This is a genomic window from Zobellella aerophila (assembly GCF_039539325.1).
Taxonomy (GTDB): Bacteria; Pseudomonadota; Gammaproteobacteria; order Enterobacterales; family Aeromonadaceae; genus Oceanimonas; species Oceanimonas aerophila.
In genome coordinates this window covers 25,931-48,933 of sequence record NZ_BAABCX010000009.1, presented here as the reverse complement: position 1 = coordinate 48,933, position 23,003 = coordinate 25,931, and the positions used below count along the sequence as shown (strand labels likewise).

General features: G+C 57.3%; 23 protein-coding genes and 1 pseudogene. 13 read left to right on the top strand and 11 right to left on the bottom strand.

What is annotated here, in order from left to right; all coding sequences use genetic code 11:
- The first annotated feature begins 138 nt into the window (after positions 1 to 138).
- The 3 genes from ABD806_RS17655 (at position 139) to ABD806_RS17645 (ending at position 3,326) form a co-directional block, all read left to right on the top strand.
- Positions 139 to 990 (top strand): MurR/RpiR family transcriptional regulator, encoded by an 852-nt coding sequence (locus tag ABD806_RS17655; protein ID WP_344960143.1) that lies wholly within the window; start codon positions 139 to 141, stop codon positions 988 to 990.
- A gap of 255 nt (positions 991 to 1,245) precedes the next feature.
- Entirely contained in the window at positions 1,246 to 3,045 is a 1,800-nt protein-coding gene (locus ABD806_RS17650) for an ABCB family ABC transporter ATP-binding protein/permease (RefSeq protein ID WP_344960142.1), read from the top strand.
- A complete protein-coding gene (locus ABD806_RS17645; protein ID WP_344960140.1) occupies positions 3,042 to 3,326 on the top strand; it encodes a DUF1294 domain-containing protein in 285 nt (94 codons plus the stop codon). The genes ABD806_RS17650 and ABD806_RS17645 overlap by 4 nt, the downstream gene beginning before the upstream one ends.
- A 79-nt stretch (positions 3,327 to 3,405) precedes the next feature.
- Here the strand turns inward: ABD806_RS17645 and ABD806_RS17640 are convergent, their stop codons facing one another.
- From ABD806_RS17640 to ABD806_RS17605, 8 genes are all read right to left on the bottom strand, one after another.
- The gene (locus tag ABD806_RS17640) at positions 3,406 to 5,145 is read right to left on the bottom strand and encodes a M14 family metallopeptidase (protein WP_344960139.1); all 1,740 of its coding nucleotides are present in this window, start codon (positions 5,143 to 5,145) and stop codon (positions 3,406 to 3,408) included.
- On the bottom strand, positions 5,142 to 6,002 hold the full coding sequence (locus tag ABD806_RS17635) for an ABC transporter permease (RefSeq protein WP_344960138.1): 861 nt from the start codon (positions 6,000 to 6,002) through the stop codon (positions 5,142 to 5,144). Before ABD806_RS17635 ends, ABD806_RS17640 begins: the two co-directional genes overlap by 4 nt.
- Positions 6,003 to 6,005: 3 nt before the next feature.
- Positions 6,006 to 6,929 carry an ABC transporter permease gene (locus ABD806_RS17630; RefSeq protein ID WP_344960137.1) on the bottom strand — a complete coding sequence of 308 codons (924 nt, stop codon included), beginning with the start codon at positions 6,927 to 6,929 and terminating at the stop codon, positions 6,006 to 6,008.
- A gap of 62 nt (positions 6,930 to 6,991) precedes the next feature.
- Complete coding sequence (locus ABD806_RS17625; protein WP_344960136.1) at positions 6,992 to 8,515, bottom strand: ABC transporter substrate-binding protein; 1,524 nt, start codon at positions 8,513 to 8,515, stop codon at positions 6,992 to 6,994.
- A 51-nt stretch (positions 8,516 to 8,566) separates the two neighbouring features.
- Positions 8,567 to 10,417 (bottom strand): ABC transporter ATP-binding protein, encoded by a 1,851-nt coding sequence (locus ABD806_RS17620; protein ID WP_344960135.1) that lies wholly within the window; start codon positions 10,415 to 10,417, stop codon positions 8,567 to 8,569.
- Between the two features lie 472 nt (positions 10,418 to 10,889).
- Positions 10,890 to 11,852, bottom strand: a complete 963-nt coding sequence (locus tag ABD806_RS17615; RefSeq protein WP_344960134.1) for a 5-oxoprolinase subunit C family protein — start codon at positions 11,850 to 11,852, stop codon at positions 10,890 to 10,892.
- Entirely contained in the window at positions 11,849 to 12,577 is a 729-nt protein-coding gene (pxpB, locus tag ABD806_RS17610) for a 5-oxoprolinase subunit PxpB (protein ID WP_344960133.1), read from the bottom strand. Before pxpB ends, ABD806_RS17615 begins: the two co-directional genes overlap by 4 nt.
- Positions 12,574 to 13,320 carry a 5-oxoprolinase subunit PxpA gene (locus tag ABD806_RS17605; protein WP_344960132.1) on the bottom strand — a complete coding sequence of 249 codons (747 nt, stop codon included), beginning with the start codon at positions 13,318 to 13,320 and terminating at the stop codon, positions 12,574 to 12,576. The genes pxpB and ABD806_RS17605 overlap by 4 nt, the downstream gene beginning before the upstream one ends.
- Before the next feature lie 303 nt (positions 13,321 to 13,623).
- Here ABD806_RS17605 and ABD806_RS17600 point away from each other — a divergent pair, with 303 nt between their 5' ends.
- The 4 genes from ABD806_RS17600 (at position 13,624) to ABD806_RS17585 (ending at position 17,078) form a co-directional block, all read left to right on the top strand.
- On the top strand, positions 13,624 to 14,613 hold the full coding sequence (locus ABD806_RS17600) for a TRAP transporter substrate-binding protein (RefSeq protein ID WP_344960131.1): 990 nt from the start codon (positions 13,624 to 13,626) through the stop codon (positions 14,611 to 14,613).
- A gap of 63 nt (positions 14,614 to 14,676) precedes the next feature.
- Positions 14,677 to 15,228, top strand: coding sequence for a TRAP transporter small permease (locus tag ABD806_RS17595; RefSeq protein WP_344960130.1), 552 nt, complete (start codon positions 14,677 to 14,679; stop codon positions 15,226 to 15,228).
- 15 nt (positions 15,229 to 15,243) lie between these two features.
- Positions 15,244 to 16,542, top strand: a complete 1,299-nt coding sequence (locus ABD806_RS17590) for a TRAP transporter large permease (RefSeq protein ID WP_344960129.1) — start codon at positions 15,244 to 15,246, stop codon at positions 16,540 to 16,542.
- On the top strand, positions 16,542 to 17,078 hold the full coding sequence (locus ABD806_RS17585) for a winged helix DNA-binding protein (RefSeq protein WP_344960128.1): 537 nt from the start codon (positions 16,542 to 16,544) through the stop codon (positions 17,076 to 17,078). Before ABD806_RS17590 ends, ABD806_RS17585 begins: the two co-directional genes overlap by 1 nt.
- A gap of 39 nt (positions 17,079 to 17,117) precedes the next feature.
- Here the strand turns inward: ABD806_RS17585 and ABD806_RS17580 are convergent.
- Positions 17,118 to 17,348, bottom strand: a pseudogene (locus tag ABD806_RS17580) (sodium:solute symporter family transporter); the annotation flags it as partial.
- 214 nt (positions 17,349 to 17,562) lie between these two features.
- On the opposite strand from ABD806_RS17580, the gene ABD806_RS17575 reads away from it, so the two are divergent.
- From ABD806_RS17575 to ABD806_RS17555, 5 genes are all read left to right on the top strand, one after another.
- Positions 17,563 to 18,267, top strand: a complete 705-nt coding sequence (locus tag ABD806_RS17575) for a LysR family transcriptional regulator (RefSeq protein WP_344960127.1) — start codon at positions 17,563 to 17,565, stop codon at positions 18,265 to 18,267.
- A gap of 44 nt (positions 18,268 to 18,311) precedes the next feature.
- Positions 18,312 to 18,944: a DUF3047 domain-containing protein gene (locus tag ABD806_RS17570; protein WP_344960126.1), complete on the top strand. Its 633-nt coding sequence runs from the start codon at positions 18,312 to 18,314 to the stop codon at positions 18,942 to 18,944.
- A gap of 32 nt (positions 18,945 to 18,976) precedes the next feature.
- Complete coding sequence (locus tag ABD806_RS17565) at positions 18,977 to 19,408, top strand: DUF3465 domain-containing protein (protein ID WP_344960124.1); 432 nt, start codon at positions 18,977 to 18,979, stop codon at positions 19,406 to 19,408.
- Between the two features lie 137 nt (positions 19,409 to 19,545).
- A complete protein-coding gene (locus tag ABD806_RS17560) occupies positions 19,546 to 20,094 on the top strand; it encodes a DUF1415 domain-containing protein (RefSeq protein ID WP_344960122.1) in 549 nt (182 codons plus the stop codon).
- Positions 20,095 to 20,111: 17 nt separating this feature from the next.
- Complete coding sequence (locus tag ABD806_RS17555) at positions 20,112 to 20,516, top strand: NINE protein (protein WP_344960120.1); 405 nt, start codon at positions 20,112 to 20,114, stop codon at positions 20,514 to 20,516.
- A gap of 24 nt (positions 20,517 to 20,540) precedes the next feature.
- On the opposite strand, the gene ABD806_RS17550 is transcribed toward ABD806_RS17555, so the two are convergent.
- Entirely contained in the window at positions 20,541 to 20,957 is a 417-nt protein-coding gene (locus ABD806_RS17550; RefSeq protein WP_344960118.1) for a universal stress protein, read from the bottom strand.
- Between the two features lie 181 nt (positions 20,958 to 21,138).
- On the opposite strand from ABD806_RS17550, the gene ABD806_RS17545 reads away from it, so the two are divergent.
- Complete coding sequence (locus tag ABD806_RS17545) at positions 21,139 to 21,555, top strand: VOC family protein (RefSeq protein WP_344960117.1); 417 nt, start codon at positions 21,139 to 21,141, stop codon at positions 21,553 to 21,555.
- 94 nt (positions 21,556 to 21,649) lie between these two features.
- Here ABD806_RS17545 and ABD806_RS17540 read toward each other — a convergent pair whose 3' ends face one another.
- The gene (locus ABD806_RS17540) at positions 21,650 to 22,867 is read right to left on the bottom strand and encodes a BCCT family transporter (protein WP_344960116.1); all 1,218 of its coding nucleotides are present in this window, start codon (positions 22,865 to 22,867) and stop codon (positions 21,650 to 21,652) included.
- Positions 22,868 to 23,003: the final 136 nt, after the last annotated feature.

Sequence of the window (23,003 nt, the reverse complement as noted above, 5' to 3'; positions counted from 1 at the left end):
TAAAATAATCATAAAGCTGTGATCAGGGTCATGGAATGTTGAATAAATAATTCCTGTTTGGTGTAATGTCAGGAATAGGTTGGCTGGCAACTCAGGGTGCCGTTAGCCGGCCAAGACAATAAATTGAGAGTTCTTGCCATGACTAGCTTGTTAAAAATCGCCGCGATGCAGCCTCAGCTGTCTCCTACCGAGCAGAAAATCGCCGGCTATGCGTTAGCGCAGCCGGAATTGCTGGTGCAGCAATCCTCGTCCGAACTGGCCGCCTCGATCGGTGTGAGTCAGTCGAGCATTGTTAAATTCAGTCAGAAGCTGGGGTTTAAGGGTTACGCCGACCTTCGTCTCTCGCTGAGCGGCGCCATCGGGCGGCAGCGAGACAAGGAACGAGACGTCATCCATGGCGACATCGAGCTGGGCGACAGCCATCACGTGGTCATGAACAAGCTGCTGCAGAGCAAGGCCGGGGCCATGCAAAAGACGCTGGATGCCAATAACGATGATAATCTGGATCTCGCCCTGGATCTGGTTCAGCGGGCCACACGGATCCAGATAGCGGGGGTAGGAGCATCATCGTTAGTGGCGAAAGACCTGGGCTTCAAGCTGATGAAACTGGGCAGGGCGGTGTTGGTCGAAAGCGACAGCCATATTCAGCTCGCCAACGCCTCCACGCTGACCTCGGACGATTTGCTTATTGCTCTCTCTTATTCCGGGGCGAGTGCGGATATTGTCAACATCGCCCGGGTTGCCAAATCATGTGGTGCGGCGACCCTGGCGATCACCGGTATGATGGACAACCCGTTGAGCAAAGAGGCGGATGTCGTGCTGCACACGGTCGCCGATGAAGATCAGGCCAGGAGTTCCTCTATCTCCGCGCGCGACGCGCAATTTATGGTGACGGATCTGCTCTTTATCCTGCTGACACAGGTTCAGCCGGATGCGGCGGAGCATATCGCCAACAGTTACAAGGCGGTTGAGGCAATGAAAATACGTTAGGGAGTGTCCCGTTACTGGGCATAAATGACGCTGAGGCTGTGCCGCTCCGGGCAAGACGCGCATCACGCAGTTTGGTTGGCCCAAAATCAGTGGTAAGCAAGGCGGTCACGAAAGCATGAACAAGTATCGGGACACACCCTGGGGTCAGGAAAATGCCGTGCCCGTTCCAAATGTAACGGTATTTGTCACTGCTATTTAGTGGCTATGATGGGGTCAGTATCTCTTCCCGTTTTTTATTCTTCAGCAGGTTGCCTTATGAGACATGGTTCCTATCATCCGGAGGCGGATGAGACCCAGTTCCAACTGCAGACACTCGGGACGCTGTTCCCCTATCTGCTCGAGTATCGCGGGCGGATTCTGCTCGCGTTGGGCTGCATGGTGGCGGCCAAGCTCGCCAGCGTCGGCCTGCCTTTTATCCTCAAATATATCGTCGATGCCATGGATGCCGGTGAAAACCGGGTGCTGGCGCTGCCGCTGGGGCTGTTGCTGGCCTACGGCACGGTGCGCTTTGCCAATGTGCTGTTCGGCGAGATCCGCGATACCCTGTTCGGCCGGGTCACCGAGCGGGCCATGCGCCGCATCGGGCTGGCGGTGTTCAATCATCTGCACACCCTGGAGCTGGATTTTCACCTAAACCGCAGCACCGGCGGCCTGTCGCGGGATATCGAGCGGGGCGTGTCCGGGGTCAGTTTCCTGATGCGTTTCATGGTATTCAATATAGTGCCTACCCTGTTCGAGATCGCCCTGGTGGTCGGCGTGCTGCTGATCAACTATTCGGCTTGGTTTGCGCTGATCACCCTGGCGGCGGTGCTGGTGTACGTGGCCTGGTCGGTGCTGGCCACCGACTGGCGCACCGGCTATGTACGGGCCGCCAACAAGGCTGATTCCCAGAGTAACGCGCGCGCGGTCGACAGCCTGCTCAACTATGAAACGGTGAAGTATTTCACCAACGAGCGCTACGAGGCCGAGCGTTACGACGAGGATCTGGCCCAATGGGAAGTGGCCCGGCGCCGGAACCGACTGACGCTGTTTGCGCTCAACGGCGGCCAGGCGCTGATCATCGGGGTGGCGATGACCGCCATGATGGTGCTGGCCGGGCGCAATGTGGTGGCCGGCACCATGACCCTGGGTGACTTTGTGCTGATCAATGCCTTTATGATGCAGCTGTTTATGCCGCTCAACTTCCTGGGCTTCGTATACCGGGAGATGAAGGGCTCCATGGCCAATATCGAGCGCATGTTCGGGCTGCTGCGCCGGGTGCCGGCCATTAACGATGCTCCCGATGCGCCGCCACTCGCCGTCAGCCGGGGCGAGATCGAGTTTCGCGAGGTGAGCTTCGGCTATGGTCCCGAGCGGCAGATCCTCGATCGGGTCAGCCTGCGGGTGCGTCCCCGGCAAAAGGTGGCGGTGGTGGGCGCCAGCGGCGCCGGCAAGTCGACCCTGGTGAAGTTGCTGTTCCGTTTCTACGAGGTGGGCAGCGGGGCCGTATTGATCGACGGCCAGGATATCCGTGAGGTGAGTCAGGCGTCTTTGCGACGGGCCATCGGCATAGTGCCCCAGGATACGGTGCTGTTTAATGCCTCCATCTACGACAACATCCGTTACGGCCGTATCGATGCCAGCGAGGACGAGGTAAGGGAAGCGATCCGTCTGGCGCACCTCGATGACTTTATTGCCCGGTTGCCGGACGGGCACCACACTCTGGTGGGCGAGCGCGGGCTCAAGCTCAGCGGCGGCGAGAAGCAGCGGGTGGCCATCGCCCGTACCATCCTCAAGCGGCCGCCGATCCTGGTGTTCGACGAGGCCACTTCATCCCTCGACAGCCGTTCGGAGCGCAGCATACTGCAGGCGATCCGCGAGGTGTCCCGCGGCCAGACCAGCCTGGTGATCGCCCACCGGTTGTCGACCATAGTGGATGCGGACCATATCCTGGTGATGCAGGATGGTCACATCGTTGAGCAGGGCAGCCATCAGCAATTGCTCGAGCAGGACGGCAGCTATGCCCATATGTGGTGGCTGCAGCAGCGGCAACGGGTGCAGGAACAAGAGGCATGATCCGGGTCTATGTGGGGCTGGCGCTATGGTACCTGGTGCTCAGTTTGATCACCTTTGGGGTGTACTGGTGGGACAAGCGGGCCGCCATTCACGGCCGCTGGCGGGTACGCGAGCGTAGCCTGCATTTGCTGGCCGCGCTCGGCGGCTGGCCGGGAGGCTGGCTGGCCCGGCATCTGCTGCGCCACAAGTCGCGCAAGCCGTCGTTCCGGCTGGTATTCTGGCTTACCGTGCTGGCCAACCTGACACTGCCGGCCGCCTTGTGGTGGGGGCGCTGGGGCTAGGGTGTGTTCCGGTACCGGCCGAACCCTGCCGCCGCGGCGGCCTTCATAAAGCCAATCTGGTTGAGATTATCCCTCGGTGTTATTGCGGTTTATCCAGAGACTGCCATATATCATAAGCGGCAAGTATTGTTTCCATTTGAGCGTTATGGGCATCAATAAATGCCTCGCCCTTGATCGTTTCATCCGGATACTCGGTGATCAGCATCAAGGGAGTCAGTTGGTGATCGTCTTCTGTTATCAAGCAGGGAAAGCCATTGATCATGGGAAACTCAAGCTTGCCCGCATGAATCTCGAACAGCTGAATTTGAGCACGATTGAACTCGACAAGCCCGGGTACCCTGGCAAGTCGAAGGGTGAGTTCTTCCAGTAATTTCCTTCCTGTCACAGCCCATGAACCGTGGTGCCGCAGGATCAGGAAAAATCCCTTTGGGATGGTCCACATCTCAAAGCCGCGTGGTACATATCCGGTCAGGGGACGGGTCCATTCATGCGCGGGATAACCATGCAGGTTTATATGTAGCTGAGCCCCGCTGATGGCTTCGGCCTGTTCCCGGATGGCATGTTCGTAATGACCCCCCTTGGACTGATTCTGTAAGTCGTTACCGAACGCAGTATAGCGAGCAGCATGGTGCATATGGCTGGGTTGCGTCGCAACCAATCTCCCCTGTAATGCATATCCATCCGGATTCTCCAATGGAGAAAGGACAAAGTGGCTGTTGCCTCGTTGCTGTAATGTGCGGGCGGCGCGGAGTGCGCCTACGATACCGGAGGTTTCATTGGCATGTTGAGCCGCGCTGATGATCACGGCGGCATCATCCCCGGCATGGTGCACGGCGATAACGGGGCGGCCAGCCCTGGAGTGTGCCTTCAGCCTTGTTCCCGGGAATTGATCCAGATATTCCGTTATCTGGCGGCTGTCCGGCGCATGAGGTGCGAGATCCAGCGAGACCCTGGGGCGCACTGGCTCCTCGGTATTGAGCGGACGCAGGCTGATTTCCAGCCGGGGGTTGCCGGCGGCACAGATGATCTCTGGCACTATCTGCCCCGGTTTCAGGGTGCGATCGCCTACCGGCAGGCCGGCACGTTGCTGGAAAAACTCCAGGCAGGAAAAATACAGGTCTTCATGGAGTGCTTCATGCAGGCTGATGGCTTCATGGCCATAAGCCAGGGGCTGATCGGCAACAGGCAGGGTGACGGAAAAGTTAAGCTCTTCAAAGCACGGCTGCTGATCACCCCAGGGATGCTCGCTCAGGCACGTCATGGCGGCGTCGAACAGGGCCTCATAGTCGGTCAGCAGGGCGGCTTCAGTGACATCGCCCGCCGGTGATATCAACCTGAGCAAACCACAGGGCGATACTTGTGGAGTGTCAATATGATCCCGGTATCGTCGGCTGGGCGCCTCCACCTTGAGGGTATGCTGTTGGCCGGTATGCTCCGTCACGATAAGTTCATAGCAAAGCACTGGTGTGTCGAACGCTTCCCAGTCAAGGCGAGCATCACCGACCAGGGCCGCCAGGGGGTAGGCTTCCAGCAAAAAGCGTTGCGGCAGCTCCGGTAGCCGAGGATACCTGATATGGATTGAAGCCACGCCCTCCAGTGAGATTTCCTCCTGAAAGGCATGCACCAGGGGTTTGTAAGCACTGCGAAGACGCGCCTTTACTCCGAATTTGGCCAGGCGGCTTTCGGCTGCCCGGCGGCTGGCCTCGTCTTCAAACAGCCAGGCTTCTAAACGATAGCCCCGATATTTTTCGCAGCCATAGCGCTGAACCAGCTGCTCGAGGGTACGATCAAACTGTTGTTGCAGAAGTATCCGGCTCATACCGATGTCTTCCCGGTAGGATCCAGGGTATCGCGTAACCAGTCACCCAACAGGTTCAGCCCCAGCACGGTGAGCAGGATGGCTAATCCAGGAAAAACGCTGACCCACCAGGCCGTTTGCAGGTAGGTACGTCCTTCGGCCAGCATCCCTCCCCAACTGGGAATGGTCGGGTCGACCCCAAGGCCCAGGAAGGTTAGGCTGCTTTCCAGCAGTATGTTGTTGGCGACATTCAAGGTCACCAATACGATCACGGGGCCTATCAGGTTGGGCAACAGGTGTTGAAACAGGATGCGGATATCCTTAACGCCAATGGCCTTGGCCGAGAGAATAAACTCCCTGTCCTTGAGGGCCAGTACAGAGCCACGTACCAATCTTGCGTACTGAACCCACTGTGATATGACCAACAGAATAATCATGTTGGTCAGGCCACCCCCGATCACCGCAATAAAGGTGATCGCCAGCAAGATAAAGGGCAAGGCCAGTTGGACATCGGCGAAGCGCATGACCAGCGCATCGATAAAGCCACCGTAATAGCCGGAAATTAATCCCATTATGATACCGACGGCTACCGCACCCAAGGATGAGTAGATACCCACTTTAAGGGATATTTCACTGCCGATAATGACTCTTGCCAGGATGTCACGACCAAGAGGGTCTGTGCCCAAAGGATAAGCCAGCTCGGTCATGGGGGCTGTCAGGCGCATTGCCAGGTTGATTTGGGTGCCGCCGTCAGGGAACAGCCAACTGGAGAACAGCACAGCCAAACTAATGCTGCCTAATAGCAAGGCACCAAGAATGAACTCCAGGTTCTTGAATTTTTGAAACTGGTTATTCCCGGATAGAGATTGAGTTGTCATGTGCTACCCCTTACGCATTCTAGGGTCGACAAGTCCGTAAGCAATATCGACGATAAGGTTGATCGAAATGATGAGCAGAGAAAGTACAGTGATCACACCCTGCAACACGGGATAGTCTCGAGCGGCTACGGCATCAAAGGCCAGGGTACCCAGGCCGGGCCAGTTGAAGACGCGTTCAATGACCACAATACCACCCAGTAGTCCGCCAAACTGGAGGCCAAAGTAGGTGATTAATGGGATAGAGCAATTACGTAATGCATGTTTGTAGAGTACGACGTTTTCCGAAAGCCCTTTGGCTCGGGCGACCATGACGAACTGGGCGTTGAGCGTTTCCAGCATAGTGGTGCGGACCAGACGCACATTGGTGGCGGTCAGGATGATGCCCATGGTGGCGGCCGGCATGATGAAACTTTCAAAGCCTTCCATACCGCTGGGGGGGAGCCAGGACATGGTAATGGAAAACAATAACACCAGCATGATGGCCAACCAGAAGTTGGGGAATGACAGTCCCACCAGAGATAGGATACGGATGACCTGGTCCGGCCAGCGGCCACGGGAAGTGGCAGCCTTGATGCCGAGTGGTATAGAAATAACGATAGAGACGATTAATGAGGTAAATGCCAAGGCCAGCGTGGCTGGCAGGGCTCTTGCCACCAACTCGGTAACAGAGATCCCACCCATGAAGCTCTTGCCCAAATCACCGACCAGCAGTCCCTTGAGAAAATCCATATATTGAGCCAGGAAAGGCTGATTAAGTCCCAGGGCCTCACGAATGTTAGCCAGGTCTTCTTCTGTCACACTACCGGCACCTTGAGACAGCATTAGAGCCGGATCACCGGTGAGTCGTATGGCGAAAGAGACGATAAGGGTTACGGCGATAATGACAAAAAATGCCTGAAAGATACGGTAGAGTAAGAATCGTGCCACAAGATAGCTCCTTTCAAATGATTTCCGTCACCTGCATACCCATACAGGTGACGGAGCTTTTATCATTCTGCGATATACACTTCATTAAGACGCAGGCGATTATCGGGAGCGGCTTGGAAGTTCTGAACGCGATTATTGACACCGTAAAGGGCATTCACGTTGTAGAGGGGAATTTCCAGTACCCGGTCTTGCGTGTATCGGGCTATGAACTGCAACAGCTGTTCACGTTTAGCCTGATCGGTCAGGCTGCGTTGCTCTTCCAGCATTTTATCCAGCTTGGGATCGCTGTCATACGGGTTCCAGCGTTCCCCGGTGTGGTACATCAGATAGGCGGTATTATCATAATCGAAGGTCCAGCCTCCCCATTTTTGCTGGAACATGTCACCGGTACGTCCGGCAGGGATAATATCGTTGAGCAGGACGTTGGTCTCATAAGGACGGATGCTGACATTGAGCCCAACCATTTGCAGGTATGATGCGATCACTTGCGCGACCTCGCCAAAGGTCGAGTCATTACCACGCACATCAATCTGTAACTGGGTTCCTGGCTTGATACCGGCTTCTTTCAGCAATGATTTTGCCTGCTGCGGATCATAGGGAAGGGGTTTCAGCTCGGGGTCATAGCCGAATGACAAGGCGCCCTGGAAGCTGGCAATGCTCTGTGCCTCACCCGCAAGGATGGAGTCAATGATGGCATCACGATCAACCGCCATGATGATGGCCTTGCGGACGCGCTCATCGGCGGTAATACCCGATTTTGTATTAAACCGCAGCGCTTCTACTGTCGGGCTGGCTACGCTGACGATGCTCAGGGATGGATTGTTTTTAATCGTGTCTATCATGCCGATCGGAATCGTGGGCGGAATGACGATATCGACCCGACCTGCCTGTAGCTCGGCCACCGCAGTCGCCGGCTCGGAGATAAAACGATAATTAACCTGGCTGAGTTTGGGAGCGCCAGCCCAGTGGTCCTCATAGGCGTCCAGGCGTACGCTTTCTCTGGGAGTATAGTCGGCCAGTTTAAATGGTCCGGTACCAATGGGATTACGGTTGAAGTGTTCATCGCCATGCTCGGTGATGTATTGAGGCGGCACTATCATGGCACCATACCCGGCCAGCTTGGTCAGGAGCACGGGGTCAGGCTGAGCGAGGCGGAAGTCAACGGTATAGTCGTCAATGACGTTGACTTCACTGATTGCACTGTAGTTGGAGGCTTGTGGTCCACGTGCGCCTTCTTCACCCAACAATCTGTCGAAAGTGAACTTGACCGCCTGCGCATTGAAGGGCTCACCATTGTGAAAGGTCACGCCTTCACGGAGAGTGAAGCGGATGCGAGAGCCTTTGTCTAATTCTTCCCATGCGGTCGCAAGGCCTGGCACCAGTTTTAAATCCGGGCCGCGATAGGTCAAGCCATCAAAAATATTGGTGGCGACGGAGGACCAATTGACCAGAAAGGTGTCAATTGGATCCCAACTGCCGGGATCCTGAGGCGAGGATACGGTTAAGGTACTGGCGTAGGCTGTTACTGAGCCGAGCATTAAGGCACTAGCGAGCAGGCTATGGGTAAACACTCTGGTTTTTCTCACTTGCATAACTCCTTTTGGAAGACCTGTATAGGTTCAGGCTGAAGATCCTTTTCAGGCTCTTAGGCCGTTCTTGTATTGTTGGTTGTTAGATACAAAATGGCCCGGTGTCTGTTCTTTGAGGGTCAGAATCGCAGGTTCATCTCCCACTTTACGAATTGGGCTGGGTATTTCCCCTTCCAGCAAGGGGCGGTGCTTGCGTATTCCCGGTTCTGCTACCGGAACGGCAGACAACAGGCGTTGTGTATAGGAATGGCTTGGGGTATCAAAAACGGCCTGGCGTGGCCCCATTTCAACGATTTGCCCCAGGTGCAAGACGGCTACCCGATGGCTCATTTTTTCCACTACGGCCATATCGTGACTGATAAAGAGATAGGACAGCCCCTGTTCTTGCTGCAGTTCCATAAACAGGTTGATGATCTGGGCCTGAATGGATACATCCAGGGCCGATAACGCTTCGTCTGCGATAATCAGTCGAGGATTGGATGCCAGGGCGCGTGCAATACAAATACGTTGGCGCTGGCCGCCTGAAAACTCATGAGGGTAACGATCGGCATGAGCTTCGGTCAGGCCAACCCGCTCCAGCAGTTCATGAACACGTCGGGTGACAGCCTTGCGATCCAGGATGAGGCCGTGAGTGTGAATGGGCTCTGCAATGGAAAAGCCGACGGTTTTACGGGGGTCCAGCGAGGCAAATGGGTCCTGGAAGATATACTGAATCTGCTGGCGCAGTCGCATCTGCTCGAGCCGGTTCATGCTCGCAATGGATTTACCTTCAAAACGTATATCACCGCTGGTGGCTTGCTGCAGCTGCTGTATGGTGCGGCCAATCGTCGATTTGCCTGATCCTGATTCTCCCACCAGTGCCAGCGTCTCGCCCGGATAGATGTTAAAGCTGACCTGCTCAACGGCATGCACCCTGTGACTGACACCGCCCAGAAAACCTTTGCGGATATCAAAGCGGGTGACCAGGTTGCTGACTTCGATCAGCGGTGGGGCGTTGAATTGGGCGGTATCCTGAACCTTACTCGTGCCTATGGTGCGTATGGTGTCGCCGTTAAGCACCTTGAGCGGGTCGATGCGTGGCAGGGCTTCACCCTTCATACAACCCAGTTTTGGTACCGCTGAGAGCAACGCCTGGGTGTAAGGATGCTGTGGACTGCTGAATATGGCTTCAACAGAAGCTTCTTCTACCTTGTTGCCATGGCGCATGACGACAACATCATCCGCCATTTCGGCAACGACACCCATGTCGTGGGTAATAAAAATGACAGCCATGCCGAGTTCACGCTGCAGTTCCCGAATAATGGCCAGGATCTGCGCCTGAATGGTCACGTCCAGCGCGGTGGTAGGTTCATCGGCAATCAGCAATTTTGGCTTACAGGCCAGAGCCATGGCAATCATGACCCTTTGCCGCATTCCCCCAGACAGTTGGTGAGGGTAGCGAGTTATCAAATCGTCTGCATCTGCCAAGCGCACCAACTTGAGCAGGCGGATTGCTTCATCCCGGGCCGATGCTTTGCTGTGTTGTTCGTGCAGCATCAGCACTTCTGTTATCTGGTCACCTATGGTGTAAACCGGATTAAGAGAGGTCATTGGCTCCTGGAAGATCATGGCAATATCCTTGCCTCGTATCTTGCGCATGGCCTTGTCTGATAGCTGGGTCAGATCATGGCTATATTGGCCGTCGTTGAACATCACCGAGCCGCTGGTAATGGTAGCGTTGGTATGGTCAATCAAGCGCATGATTGACATGGAGGTGACCGATTTTCCCGAACCCGACTCACCGACAATGGCCAGGGTTTTACCAGGATAGATGCTAAAAGAAAGATCGTTGACTACACAGTTAGAACCAAAATTAACACTCAGTGATTCGACGGACAATAACGGCGCTTTGGTCTTCATCTTATTCAACTTCCTTGTGTTCCATTCGATTTAAACAGGGCATTTCTTGCGCTGTGTCCTGGCGTATGAGCCCTTTTCCATCAGTTGGATACCTAGCACTGTCTGGTTTGAAAGGAGTACTGGGCTCATGGCTAGCCATATGGTTTTAAACAGTCTATCAGTACATTATTCGTAAAACCACATCATTTTATCTACATTTCACCGATGTTTTAATTGTTTTTTGTGTTGGTAACTGTTCCGACTCGTAGATCATTCAGGACAGCAATTGGGTATTGCCAGGCAGACCCTCTGTGTCAGGGCAGGAAAATGCTCCAGCCATTTCGGCATTTCCGCCATCCATGGCGGTCCGTGACGCAGCTGGGCGCTTAAGGACGAGAGCATGGCATGTCTGCGTGCGCTACCCGATCGATGTTGTGGTATTAGGAACCGTGATTTATCGATGGGTAACCGCATAGTGTGATAACCAGGAGATTCAGCCCGTGTTCCGGCCATCGTCGCTGAAATTGGATCGGAACCGGCGATACTGATTCTGGGCCGCCTCGATGGCGGTGGCCTTCAGCCAGACTGGGTGCCCGGCCGGGCACTGGGCCAGGCGGGCGCAGGCCAGGGGCGTGAGTGTGCCCAGCCGCGGATAGCCGCCGATGGTCTGCCGGTCGTTGAGCAGGGCGATGGGCTGGCCGTCGGGGGGCACCTGTACCGCGCCCAGGGCGATGCCTTCCGAGATCATCGAGTCAAGGGAGCTGTGCAGGGCCGGACCCAGCAGGCGCACGCCCATGCGATCGGCCCGGGTATCCACCGCCCAGGGTGAGTTGAAGGCCTTAAACAGGCTGTCACCGGTAAAGGTGGCGACCTGGGCACCGGGGATCAGCGCCAGGTTGGCGGGGGCGCGGTAATCCGGCCGCTCGGCTTCCGGCACCTTTCTTGTTGTCAGCCCCCCGCCATGGGCTGTAAAGGCCAGCCGCTCATCGGTGGCCAGCTTGCGGCCGTCGCCTTGGTGGCCGCCGAGCCCGTCACGGGTGACGCAGGCCACGCTGCCCAGCACCGGCTCGGCAATAAATCCCCCCTTCACCGCCAGGTAGGCGCGTACCCCGGACACCGGCATGGCAAAGCGCAGGTGCTGACCCTGGCGCAGGCGGAATTGTTGCCAGCAGCTGACCAGCTCGCCGTCCAGGGTGGCGCCCAGATCGGCACCGCACAGCGCCAGGGTGCAGTCCTGTTCGGCCTTCAACTCCAGGCCGCCGAGGGTGATCTCCAGCGCCGGTGTGCCCCAGGGGTTGCCCAGCAGCCAGTTGGCCCAGGCCCAGGCATGGAGATCGGCGGGGCCGCCCTGGGTAATGCCCAGTCGGCGCACCCCGAAGCGGCCGGCATCCTGCAGCGTGGTCAGCGGACCGGGCTTGATCACTTTCAGGTAACCGTGATGGGTGTCTTGTGTCATAACAGCATTTCCGTAGGCGTGGTATCGCCGCCGAGGCGAATAAATTCATCTTTATCGACCGGCACAAAGCGCACCCTATCGCCTACCTGGAGCAGGCTGAGTTCCCGGCTGTCGGGATCAAATAGCCGGGCCGGGGTGCGGCCGATCAGGTTCCAGCCGCCGGGGGAGGCTTGCGGGTAGGCGGAGGTCTGCCGTCCGGCGAGCGCCACGCTGCCGGCCGGCACCCGCTTGCGGGGCGTGCTCAGCCGGGGCAGCTCCAGCTCAGCGGGCAGCGAGCCCATAAAGGCAAAGCCGGGGGCAAAGCCCAGGGCGAATACCCGGTACCGGTGTTCACTGTGCAGCCGGATGATGTGCTGCAGGTCGAAACCTGTGTGCTGTTGCAGTAGTGCCAGCTCGGGCCCGACGCTGGGGTCATACCAGACCGGCAGTTCCTTGACGGCGGCGGTGGCCTCCATGTCTTTGGTGGTGAGCCCGGCCAGCAGCGACCTCAGCAGATCGGCGGCCTGCTGCGAATCCAGTTGGAGCGGGTCATAGTGCACCAGTACAGTGGTATAGGAGGGCACTATGTCGATCAGGTTGTCGCCCAGGGCCTGCTCGCAGGCCTCGACCAGGGCGGTAATCCAGGGCATGTTGGCTTCGTCTATGGCGTCGAACAGCCGGATCAGCCAGGCATCAATGCCGGCATTTTCCAGGCACGGCAGCCCGCTGTCTTGACGGTACTTCATGCGGCTGACTCCAGCGCCTGACGGATGGCGCGGATGGCGGCAATCGACTCGGGGTTGTCGCCATGCACGCACAGGGTATCGGCCTGCAGCCGCAGCTCGCTACCATCGATGGCGGTCAGCGGCTGGCCGAGGGCGATACGTCTGGCCTGCTCGACGATCAGTTCGGAGTCATGGTGTACGGCGCCCGGCAGCCGGCGGGATACCAGGAAACCGGCGGCGTCGTAGGCCCGGTCGGCAAAGGCTTCAAGCAACAAGTTGACGCCGACCTGTCCGGCCAGTTTCCGTGCCGGGGCTGGATTGGCGGTGGCCATCACCATCAGCGGCAGCCGGGGATCGAAGGCGGCGACCGCACGCATCACCGCCAGCAGCTTGTCGTGGTCCTGCATCATGTCGTTATAGAGGGCGCCATGGGGTTTTACATAGGCAAGCCGGGTGCCCTCGGCCCGGCAGATGGCGGCAAGCGCACCTACCTGATAGAGCACCAGGTTTTCTATTTCCCGGGGCGAGCAGGCCAGGGATCGGCGGCCGAAGCCGACCAGATCCGGGTAGGCCGGATGGGCGCCGACCCTGACGCCGTGCTCACAGGCTAGGCGCACCGTGCTGCGCATGATATCGGGATCCGAGGCATGGAAGCCGCAGGCCACGTTGGCCAGGTCCACATGAGGCATGACGTCCTTGTCCAGTCCCATGACCCAGGGGCCAAAGCTTTCCCCCATATCGGCATTGAGCAATAGTTTGGGCATGCAGGTAGCTCCATCTAAGTTATCCAATTAGGTTATTAATCTAATAATTTATCAATAAAATGCAAACATAATATTAGTGATATTGCGGCAAGGTGTTGACTTGTGGTTGGGTTGTTTCTAATCTTTCCCCTAGGTTAGCCTGCCCCGCACCAGGCAATTACAGCGGCACAAGCCGGTTCTGTAAGGAGCGGAATGGAGGCCTCTTCGGTGGATATCTGAAGGCTTATGGAATTTTTTTACCTACCTAAAAACACGATTTATCTGTAAGCATGGATGTTCAGCACCAACAATGAGGACTGTTAAATGACTGGTAAATCTTTCCTGAAGGTTGCGCTGGCAAGCGCTTCTACCCTGGGAGTAGCGGCAACCGCGACGGCGGCCACCGAATGGGACATGCCGACGCCCTATGGCGACCGTACCTTCCACACGGTCAATATCCGTGAATTTGCCGACGATGTGGCCCAGCGGACCCAGGGTGAGCTGAAGATCAACGTACACTCCAACGGCGCCCTGATTGGCCATCCCGAGATCAAGAACTCTGTGCGCCGGGGCATAGTGCCGATGGGCGAGCTGATCATGTCTCGTCTGGCCAATGAAAATCCCATCTATGATGTCGATTCGGTCCCCTACCTGGCCGCCAGCTATGATGAAGCCTGGGCCTTGTGGCAGGCTTCCAAAGACGTTATTTCCGAAGAGCTGGCCAAGCAGCGTCTGCGCCTGCTGTTTGCCGTGCCCTGGCCACCGCAAGGTCTGTATACTCAGAAGAGCATCGATGGTGTTGACGATCTGCGAAATCTGAAAATGCGTGCCTATAACACCGCCAGTGAGCGGCTGGCCCGTCTGACCGATGCCGTGCCCACCCAAGTGGAAGTACCGGACATCCCTACTGCCTTCAGTACCGGTCGGGTAGAGGCCATGATCACGTCTCCGGCCACCGGTGCTGATACCAAGGCCTGGGATTACCTCAGCAATTTCAACCATGTGCAGCTATGGCTGCCGAAAAACATGGTGATTGTGAATGAGAAAGCGTTTTCCCGTCTGGATGCTGACACCCAGCAGGCAATACTGGATGCTGCTGCCGCGGCAGAAGTGCGCGGCTGGGAAATGAGCAAGAATGAAACCAGACAGGCGCTGGCAACCCTGGCCGAAAACGGCATTGAGGTCTCCGAGCCAAGCGCAGAGCTGAAAGCCGAACTGCAACAAATCGGCCAGACCATGACCCAGGAGTGGGCCGAGGTTGCCGGCGAGCCAGGCCAGCAGATCCTGGAGAAATACCAGCAACTGAAACCCTAAGTCATCTCCCCCCGGCTGCGTGCGGCCGGGGACCCCTTCTATTGCAAGCAGTGGTGAAGAGCTATGCAATTTCGATTGAATCCCATTTATAAACTTGGTGCCTACGGCTCGGTTCTGTGTCTGTGCCTGATCTGCGGCTTGATCACGTTACAGGTCGTCGGCCGGTTAATCGACAAGCTGTTGCTGTCGCTGGGCCATGACAGCCTGGGGCTGGAAATTCCGGGTTTGTCCGAAGCCTCAGGCTTCCTCTTGGTTGGTGTCAGCTTCCTCGGGCTGGCCTATACCTTTGTCAACGGTGGCCATATCCGTGTCACCCTGCTGATTGGTCGTCTGGGCCCCAAGGCGCGGGCCTTTGTCGAGCTCGGCTGCCTGAGTATCGCCCTTGCCCTGTGCAGCTACCTGGCCTGGAACAGTTTCTGGCTGGTGGAAGACAGCCTGGCCTTCGATGAAGTGTCCTACGGCATTTTGCGAGTCCCGCTGTGGATCCCTCAAGCCGCCATGCTGAGCGGCATAGTGCTGTTTTGCCTGTCCCTGCTGGAAGCCTGGCTGGATGTGCTGGTTACCGCATTGCTGCGGCCGTCCACCTTTCAAGCCAACGACACTGGCCACGAATAATTCCGGAGTTTGACTATGTTGTTGATGATGATGGTGCTGCTGCTGGCCCTGTTCCTGATGCTGGGCAGCGGTGTCTGGGTTGCCTTTACCCTGCTGGGTCTGGGCTGGCTTGGCATCAGCCAGTTTACCTCAATACCGGTAGGCGACGTGATGGCCTCGGATGTGTGGAGCGCCAGCTACAGCTGGGAGCTGACCGCCTTGCCGATGTTTATCTGGATGGGGGAAATCCTGTTCCGTTCCCGCCTGGCGGAAGACATGTTTACCGGCCTGTCGCCCTGGATGCAGCGCATTCCCGGCCGGCTGTTGCATACCAATGTGGTGGGCTGCGGACTGTTTGCCGCCGTGTCGGGCTCTTCCGCTGCCACCTGCGCCACCATGGGCAAGATGACCATCCCCGAGCTGACCCGCCGGGGTTACGATCAGCACCTTATTCTGGGCACCCTGGCCGGCTCGGCCACCCTGGGGCTGCTGATCCCGCCGTCCATTATCCTGATTGTATTTGCGGTGGCCACCGATCAGTCCATTGCCCGGCTGTTCATGGCGGGGGTCTTCCCCGGCCTGATGCTGATCAGCCTGTTCGCCGCCTACCTGATGTTCTGGTCGTGGCGCAATCCGAGCCGGGTCCCCCCCGCAGATGAACGCACCACCCTGGGTGAAAAAATCCGCCGCTCCCGCAAGCTGATCCCCATGATGGGACTGATTGTGGGGGTGATCGGCTCCATCTATGCAGGCTTGGCTTCACCAACCGAAGCGGCGGCGGTGGGCGTGGTACTGTCGTTGGTTCTGGCGCGTTTCAATGGCGCCCTGAACTGGTCAAGCTTTATGGCCGCGGCCATGGGCACGGTCAGAACCTCCTGCATGATTTCCTTTATCCTGGCGGGGGCCTCTTTCCTGACGGCGGCGATGGGCTTTACCCGTCTGCCCGGTGAGCTGGCCAGCTGGATTGGCACCATGGACCTGTCTCCGGTGATGCTGCTGGCGGCGCTGACCCTGTTCTTTATTATTCTGGGTTGTTTCCTGGACGGTATTTCAGTGGTGGTATTGACCACGGCCATCATGTTACCCATGGTGGAAGCCGCCGGTATCGATCTGATCTGGTTTGGCATCTACCTGGTGATAGTGGTGGAAATGTCGCAGATAACCCCGCCGGTCGGTTTCAACCTGTTCGTGTTGCAGGGCATTACCGGAAAAAATATCTTGCAGATTGCTCGTGCGGCCTTACCCTTCTTCTTTTTGATGCTGCTGGGTGTTGTGCTGATCAGCCTGTTCCCGCAGATCGTGACCTATCTGCCAGATGCCATGAGTAATCGTTGATGAGTAAGGAAAATAACAGCATACGCGCCGGTGATCCCCGAGGCCCCATCGTATCTTCCGAGCACCTTTCGCACAGAGCCAAGGAACTCTCGGAATTCGAGTTCGGGCTGATAATCGCAGGCCATGCTTTTAATCGCTGGATGGTTCGCTGCATGACCGCGACGGGCCTTCCCGAGCTAGGCTCCCTGGATATTCTGGTGCTGCACAGCATCAACCACAGGGAGCGGGCCAAGAAACTGGCGGACATCTGCCTGGTGCTGAATGTCGAAGACAGCCATACGGTCAGCTACTCCCTGAAAAAGCTGGCCAAGCTGGAGCTTATCTCGGGTGAAAAGCATGGCAAGGAAACCTTCTTCAAGACTACCGAAGAAGGTCGTTCAACCTGCACCCACTATGCCGAAATCCGCGAAGCTTGCCTGGTGGAATCGCTGTCTTCCTTGGGTATCGCTCGGGAAGACATGCACCAGATTGCCGGTGCCCTGCGCGCCATGTCCGGGCTGTATGACCAGGCAGCACGTTCGGCGGCATCCCTGTAGCGCATTGCCGGCGACCTCGGTAAACACCCGTAACCGCTCCGCGATCAGGGTCCAGTTCAGGTACACGCCGATAATGGTCCAGCAGGCAATCCAGGCCTGTCCCAGGCCCTGGGAGAAGGTGGCGCCGGGCAGGCCCATCAGCGCCCAGCCGCTCAGATCCGAGGCGCCGGCGCTCAAGGCGGCCACACTTGGCGGCAGGTTCCTGCCCCCGAGGATGTAGTCGGACAGATTTTTGGTGGCACGGTAAAAATACAGACCGATGCCCAGCATCAGCAGCAGGTACAAGCCGAACGAAACCAGCACAGCATTATCCATTTAAAACCTCGTTGAATTTTTCCCTGTAGCATTGTTGTGCGGTGCTGCCTGTGATCGCTGCATGAGTCACCCGGCAGGCTATGACCATGAGCCTGAAAGGCTAAATGTGTTTTTGTTTGTGAGAATTGATATAAATTCGTGGTTAATGTGAATTTATGTCAAGTGAGATATGAGCCAGCCGACCCTGTCAGCCCTGAAAACCTTTGATGCCATCGTCCAGACCGGCAGCCTCAAGGGCGCGGCCCAGGAACTGCATATCACCCAGTCTGCGGTGAGTCATCAACTGCGCCGTCTGGAAGAAACCCTGGAACGGACACTGGTGGTCCGCAGCGGTCGCGGCGTGGTGCCGACGGCCGAAGGCAGGTGGTTGGCGGAAGGGCTCAGGGAGGGGTTCCAGCGCCTGGAGCGGGCCGTCAACGAGCTGACGGCGGGAAACACCATGAGTCGCCTGCGGATCAGTTGCCTGCCTTCCATCGCCGTGTGCTGGCTGATCCCGCGTTTAAACGGGTTCAGGGAGCTGTACCCTGAGATTGCCATCAGTATTCAGTATGCCAGTACCCTGCAGGACTCCATCACCGCCGATGCCGATGTACTGATCACCTGGCGCTATGAGGCGTCGGCGCCCGACAGGGATGCCCTGCGGTTGTTTTCGGGAGCGACCTATCCGGTGGCCAGCCCGCTTTATCTGGATCGGGCTGGTCCCTGCCGCACGCCGGGGCTGATTGAAACGGAGTTGAGCCAGGGGACCTTGCGTACCCTGTTCGACATTCCGGTGAGTGAGCGGCGGATCTACTGGTTATTTCACCACCCTCAACCGTCTTCGGCGGTGACCACGTTTTGCGAGTGGATTAAAGGCGAGGTGGCGGCGTCATAACCTAAGCTTGATGGAGCCATGACCAACCCAAGGGGGCATAGGGAGTGCACAAACTGTTATTACATGGCTTGCTGCTCTTGCTGGCTGCCAATGCCCACGCCGATGTGCGCTTTTCACCCGAGGCCATGCTGGCTTGGAAGCCGGAAAGCTTTGCCGGCAAGACCGATTACAGCCTGGTTTTCGACCGGCAGCTGCAGCGGCAGGTGCTGAGGGCAGACAGCACCGGATCGGCATCGGGCCTGTTTTTCGAGAAGAAAATAGACCTGGACCGCACGCCCTGGCTGAGCTGGATGTGGCGGGTCGAGCAGTTTCCGAGTGTGACCAACGAACAAGACAAGGCCGGTGATGATTTTGCCGTGCGGGTCTATATAGTAGTGCGCGACGGCTGGACCTTCCTCAGTACCCGGGCGGTCAGCTATGTGTGGTCGCAGCAGGCCATGGCCAGCCAGAGCTGGCCCAACCCGTTTACCGGCGACAAGGCGATGATGCTGGCGCTGCGCAAGCGGACCGCCGACAGTGGCTGGATGAGTGAAAAACGCAATCTCAAGGCCGATCTCAAGCAATTGTTTGGCAAGGATTTCCGCTATATTGATGCGGTGGCCATCATGACCGACGCGGATAACAGCAACAGCCGCGCAGTCGGTTATTATGCGGATATTGCCTTTACCAGAGAATAACATCCGTCCCCTGCCATGAGGTTTGCCCGTCGATGAAAAAATGGTTTATTGCCCTGTTGTTGGTGCTGGGCTTTGTCGGCACCCTGGCCCAGAATCCGCGGCTGGTGCCTTTTGTTTCGGTCGAACAGGCCGCCCCCGATCCCCTGATGGCGGCATACCGCAACCGGCAGAGCGATCTGCAGGTGGAGGGCAGCGGTCGGGTTGTGCGTCTTCTGGCGGATGACAATAAGGGCTCCCGCCATCAACGCTTTCTGCTGGCGTTGCCCAGTGGCCAGACGCTGCTGATTGCCCACAACATCGATCTGGCCCCGCGGATAAACGGCCTGAAGGTAGGGGATACGGTGGCGTTCTACGGCGAGTACGAATGGAACGACAAGGGGGGCGTGGTGCACTGGACCCACCACGATCCCCGTGGCCGCCACCCGGGAGGCTGGCTAAAACACAATGACCGGGTTTATCAATAAACACCGCAACCCCTTGCCCCAATATGGCTGACTTTACCAGGTGGTCAGCGACATATGGCAGCCATAACCCGAGGGCGGTCGAGCATCGGCATTGATCTGCCCCTGTCTGGCTGCCGAAAATATAAGAGAAACTTACCATGTCAGAACAACAGCAACAGATCGAGCAGACGGCAAACTGGGTCAAACAGGTCGTCGTGAAATATAATATCTGCCCCTTTGCCAGGCGCGAGGTCGAGCGCGGCAGCGTACGTTATGTGGTGGCCGAAGAGCACAAGCCGAAAACTGTATTGAAAAAACTGGTCGCCGAATGCGAGTTTTTGGATCAAAACCCACAGGTTGAAACGACACTCTTTATCATCCCTCGTGGTTTTGAGGGTTTTTATCCTTATCTGGACCTGGTCGACGCGGCCAATGATTTACTGATTGAGCAAGGTTACGAGGGGCAATATCAGCTGGCCAGTTTTCATCCCGATTATTGCTTCGAGGGCGAGCCCCAGGATGATGCGGCCAATTATACCAACCGCTCTCCCTATCCCACCCTGCACATCCTGCGCGAAGCCAGCATGGAGCAGGCCTTGGCGAATTATGACGATCCCGAATCCATTCCCGAGCACAATATCAAGTTTACCCGCCGCAAGGGCGGTGATTTTTTTGCTAAGTTACTGGCCCAGTGTATCAAGTCTTAATCAACCAGGGAGAACACATGTTAATTGCAAACAATACCCACAATAAGGTGATCGGTTATATTCTGTGGATTTTTGGCTTTATGGGGGCGCACCGGTTTTACTATGGTCGCCCCGTCTCCGGCACCATTTATTTCTTTACCCTTGGGCTGTTTTTTATCGGCTGGATCGTGGATCTGTTTCTTATTCCGGGTATGGACAGGGCGGCCGACCGGCGCTATGTTTCCGGCGGCAAGGATTATAACGTCACCTGGATCCTGCTCACCTTCCTGGGTATTTTTGGTCTCCACCGCCTGTATCTCGGCAAATGGCTGACCGCGCTGATCTGGTTTCTTACCGGTGGCCTCTTTCTGATCGGCTATCTTTATGACTACTGGACACTGAACGAGCAGATCGACGAGGTCAACCGCAACCGATTCCGATAGGCGGGAGCCGTTAATGGCGGCCTGCTAACGCACCACCAGCACGGAGGCATCGGAATGGGCGGCAAAATAGCCGGCGTTGGAGGCGAACAGATGCTCGGCCAGGCCGGGCACATGGGAAGCCATCACCACCAGGTCGGCCCCGCTCTCCTTGGCCGCCTTCAGCAGGGTCTTGTCCAGATCCACCGCCGGGTCGTGGCTGATATAGGCGGTGCTGCTGACCTGTTCGAGGCCGTACTTCTCTGCCTGTTCCTTGCCGAATTTCTGCATTTTGGCGGTGAACTCGGCGGGATTATGGGCCACGGCACTGGGAGCGCTGGCCGACACGCCGATATAACAGACCGGTATGCCATAGAGCTTGGCCAGATCCGCGCCGGTTTGCAGGGCCTTTTCGAGGCGCTCGATATGGGTCAGATCGACAGGAATCATGATTTGTTTGTACATCCGGGTCGCTCCTTGTGGGTGGAAGGCAGTTCTCTCTTATAAGAACGTTTGTTTCTGACAGTATTGCAGATGTTTGCTGAGTCCGTGGCCCGCCGCCGGGAGCTGAGTATGTCGGGCCTGAGATCACCTTGACGGATCGGCGGGGCCGGCTCTGCACCGATACAACACGGAGTAAAGTGCTATGCAATCAAGGATCAGCATGATTACCCTGGGGGTGCGCGATCTGGCGCGCTCGGTCGAGTTTTATCAACAGGGGCTGGGTTTTCCCCGGCTGGCGTCGCCGCCGTCGGTGGCGTTTTTCACCCTGAGTGGCAGTTGGTTGGGACTCTATGGCCGGGATGCGCTGGCGGAGGATGCGGGGGTGCCGGCCGAAGGCAGCGGCTTTGCTGGTTTCAGCCTGGCCCACAATGTGGCCTCGCCGGAGCAGGTGGACGAGCTGCTCGAACAGGCGGTGGCGGCGGGCGGCAAGCTGGTCAAGCCTGGCCAGAAGGTGTTCTGGGGCGGATATTCAGGGTATTTCGCCGATCCCGACGGCTACCTGTGGGAAGTGGCCCACAACCCCTTTATGTGGGTGGGGCCGGCGGATGACGAGCCCTAAGCGCCGCGCTTACCCCCTGGGGAACGGCGGAATGGGCCTCCATATCCTGGCCAAAAAATCCCGGCACTAGGCCGGGATTGTTGTTTTCACCGGGTTAGTTAGCCCACTCTATCTTCCTGAAGTCGATGCGGTTTTCCGCAGGCGAGCTGTCAATGCTGCGCACCTGCTCGAATTTTTTCACCAGGATATAGCCGAAGCAGGCGAAGAACAGGCCGATCACCAGGGCGCCGACCCACTGGATCTGCAGGGAACCGAACTGGAACAGCAGGGTTAGTACGCACATGGCGGTCAGGTTGCCGAGCAGGTAGCGGACCTTGCCCAGGCGTGGCACCGTCAGGTTGAGGTTGTCGGTATACAGGCGGATCAGCGAGTCGAGCGAGTTGATCACCATGGTGATGCCCACCACCACCATGGCCCAGTTATAGAAACCGGCGGTTTCCAGGCCGTTGCCGTGATAGTAGTAAAGCACACTGAACCAGGTGGCGATGGCTACCGAGGGGAAGCTCAGCATGGCCGCCAGCAACTGCCAGGTGCGTAGGCCGCCGACAAAGCGGGCGGTGAACTGACCAATCATGATGCTCCAGGAGAACCACCAGTACAGGTAGAACTCGTGGTAGTCATTGAGTGGCAGCACGAACCGGTGGATATTGCCGAAGTAGTCGCCGACCAGGGCGAAGGTCGCCACAAACTCGCCGATACCCGCGCCATCCGTCAGGAAGGCGCCGCCCAACATCAGGGCGATCAGGCCGATAAACAGCCAGCTGGTACCAAGGCTCAGGATGCGTACATAACGCAGGCTGGTGCTGGAATATACGGAGACGGCGATCACCGCGAACACGATCAGGTAGAAACCGGCCACCAGGCTTTCCCCGTCGCCCAGCTCCGGCAGGTACCAGGGCAGATTGCTCAACAGCAGGTAGGCGGTAAAGGCGCAGGTGCCGATGATCACTATGTTGTTAACCAGCTTGACCAGGGGCTGCTCGAAGAAGCCGACCCTGGGCTCGATCACGCAGAAGTAAAAACAGGTGAGGAAGTAGAAGCCCCAGATCAGGAAGCCCCAGAAGCCGAACTCGATGGCCAGCGGGTTGGTAAAGGCGTATTCGGCGCTGGTTGCCAGATCCGCATAGCCGGCAAACTCGGTGAGCGGGAACATGATCAGCCCCACGTCCAGGCCGGAGGTGAACAGGATGGCGATAAAGGTGAAGGTACGCACCGGGGTGACGCCGATGCAGCGGACATTGCCCCACTTGTACAACACCAGGGCGATGGCGGCGAAGGTAAACAGGATGCCGGCTGATAACAGGGCGGTCATTGGCCACCCCCGTTGCTTTCCATATTGATAAAAGACACTGGTTGTTCTCCTGCTGTTGTGTAAACAAAGGAGCATTCCACCCACTCTCAGCTTTCAGGCAGTTCAGTTATTCACCGGGGCGATAGAAGGATACAGC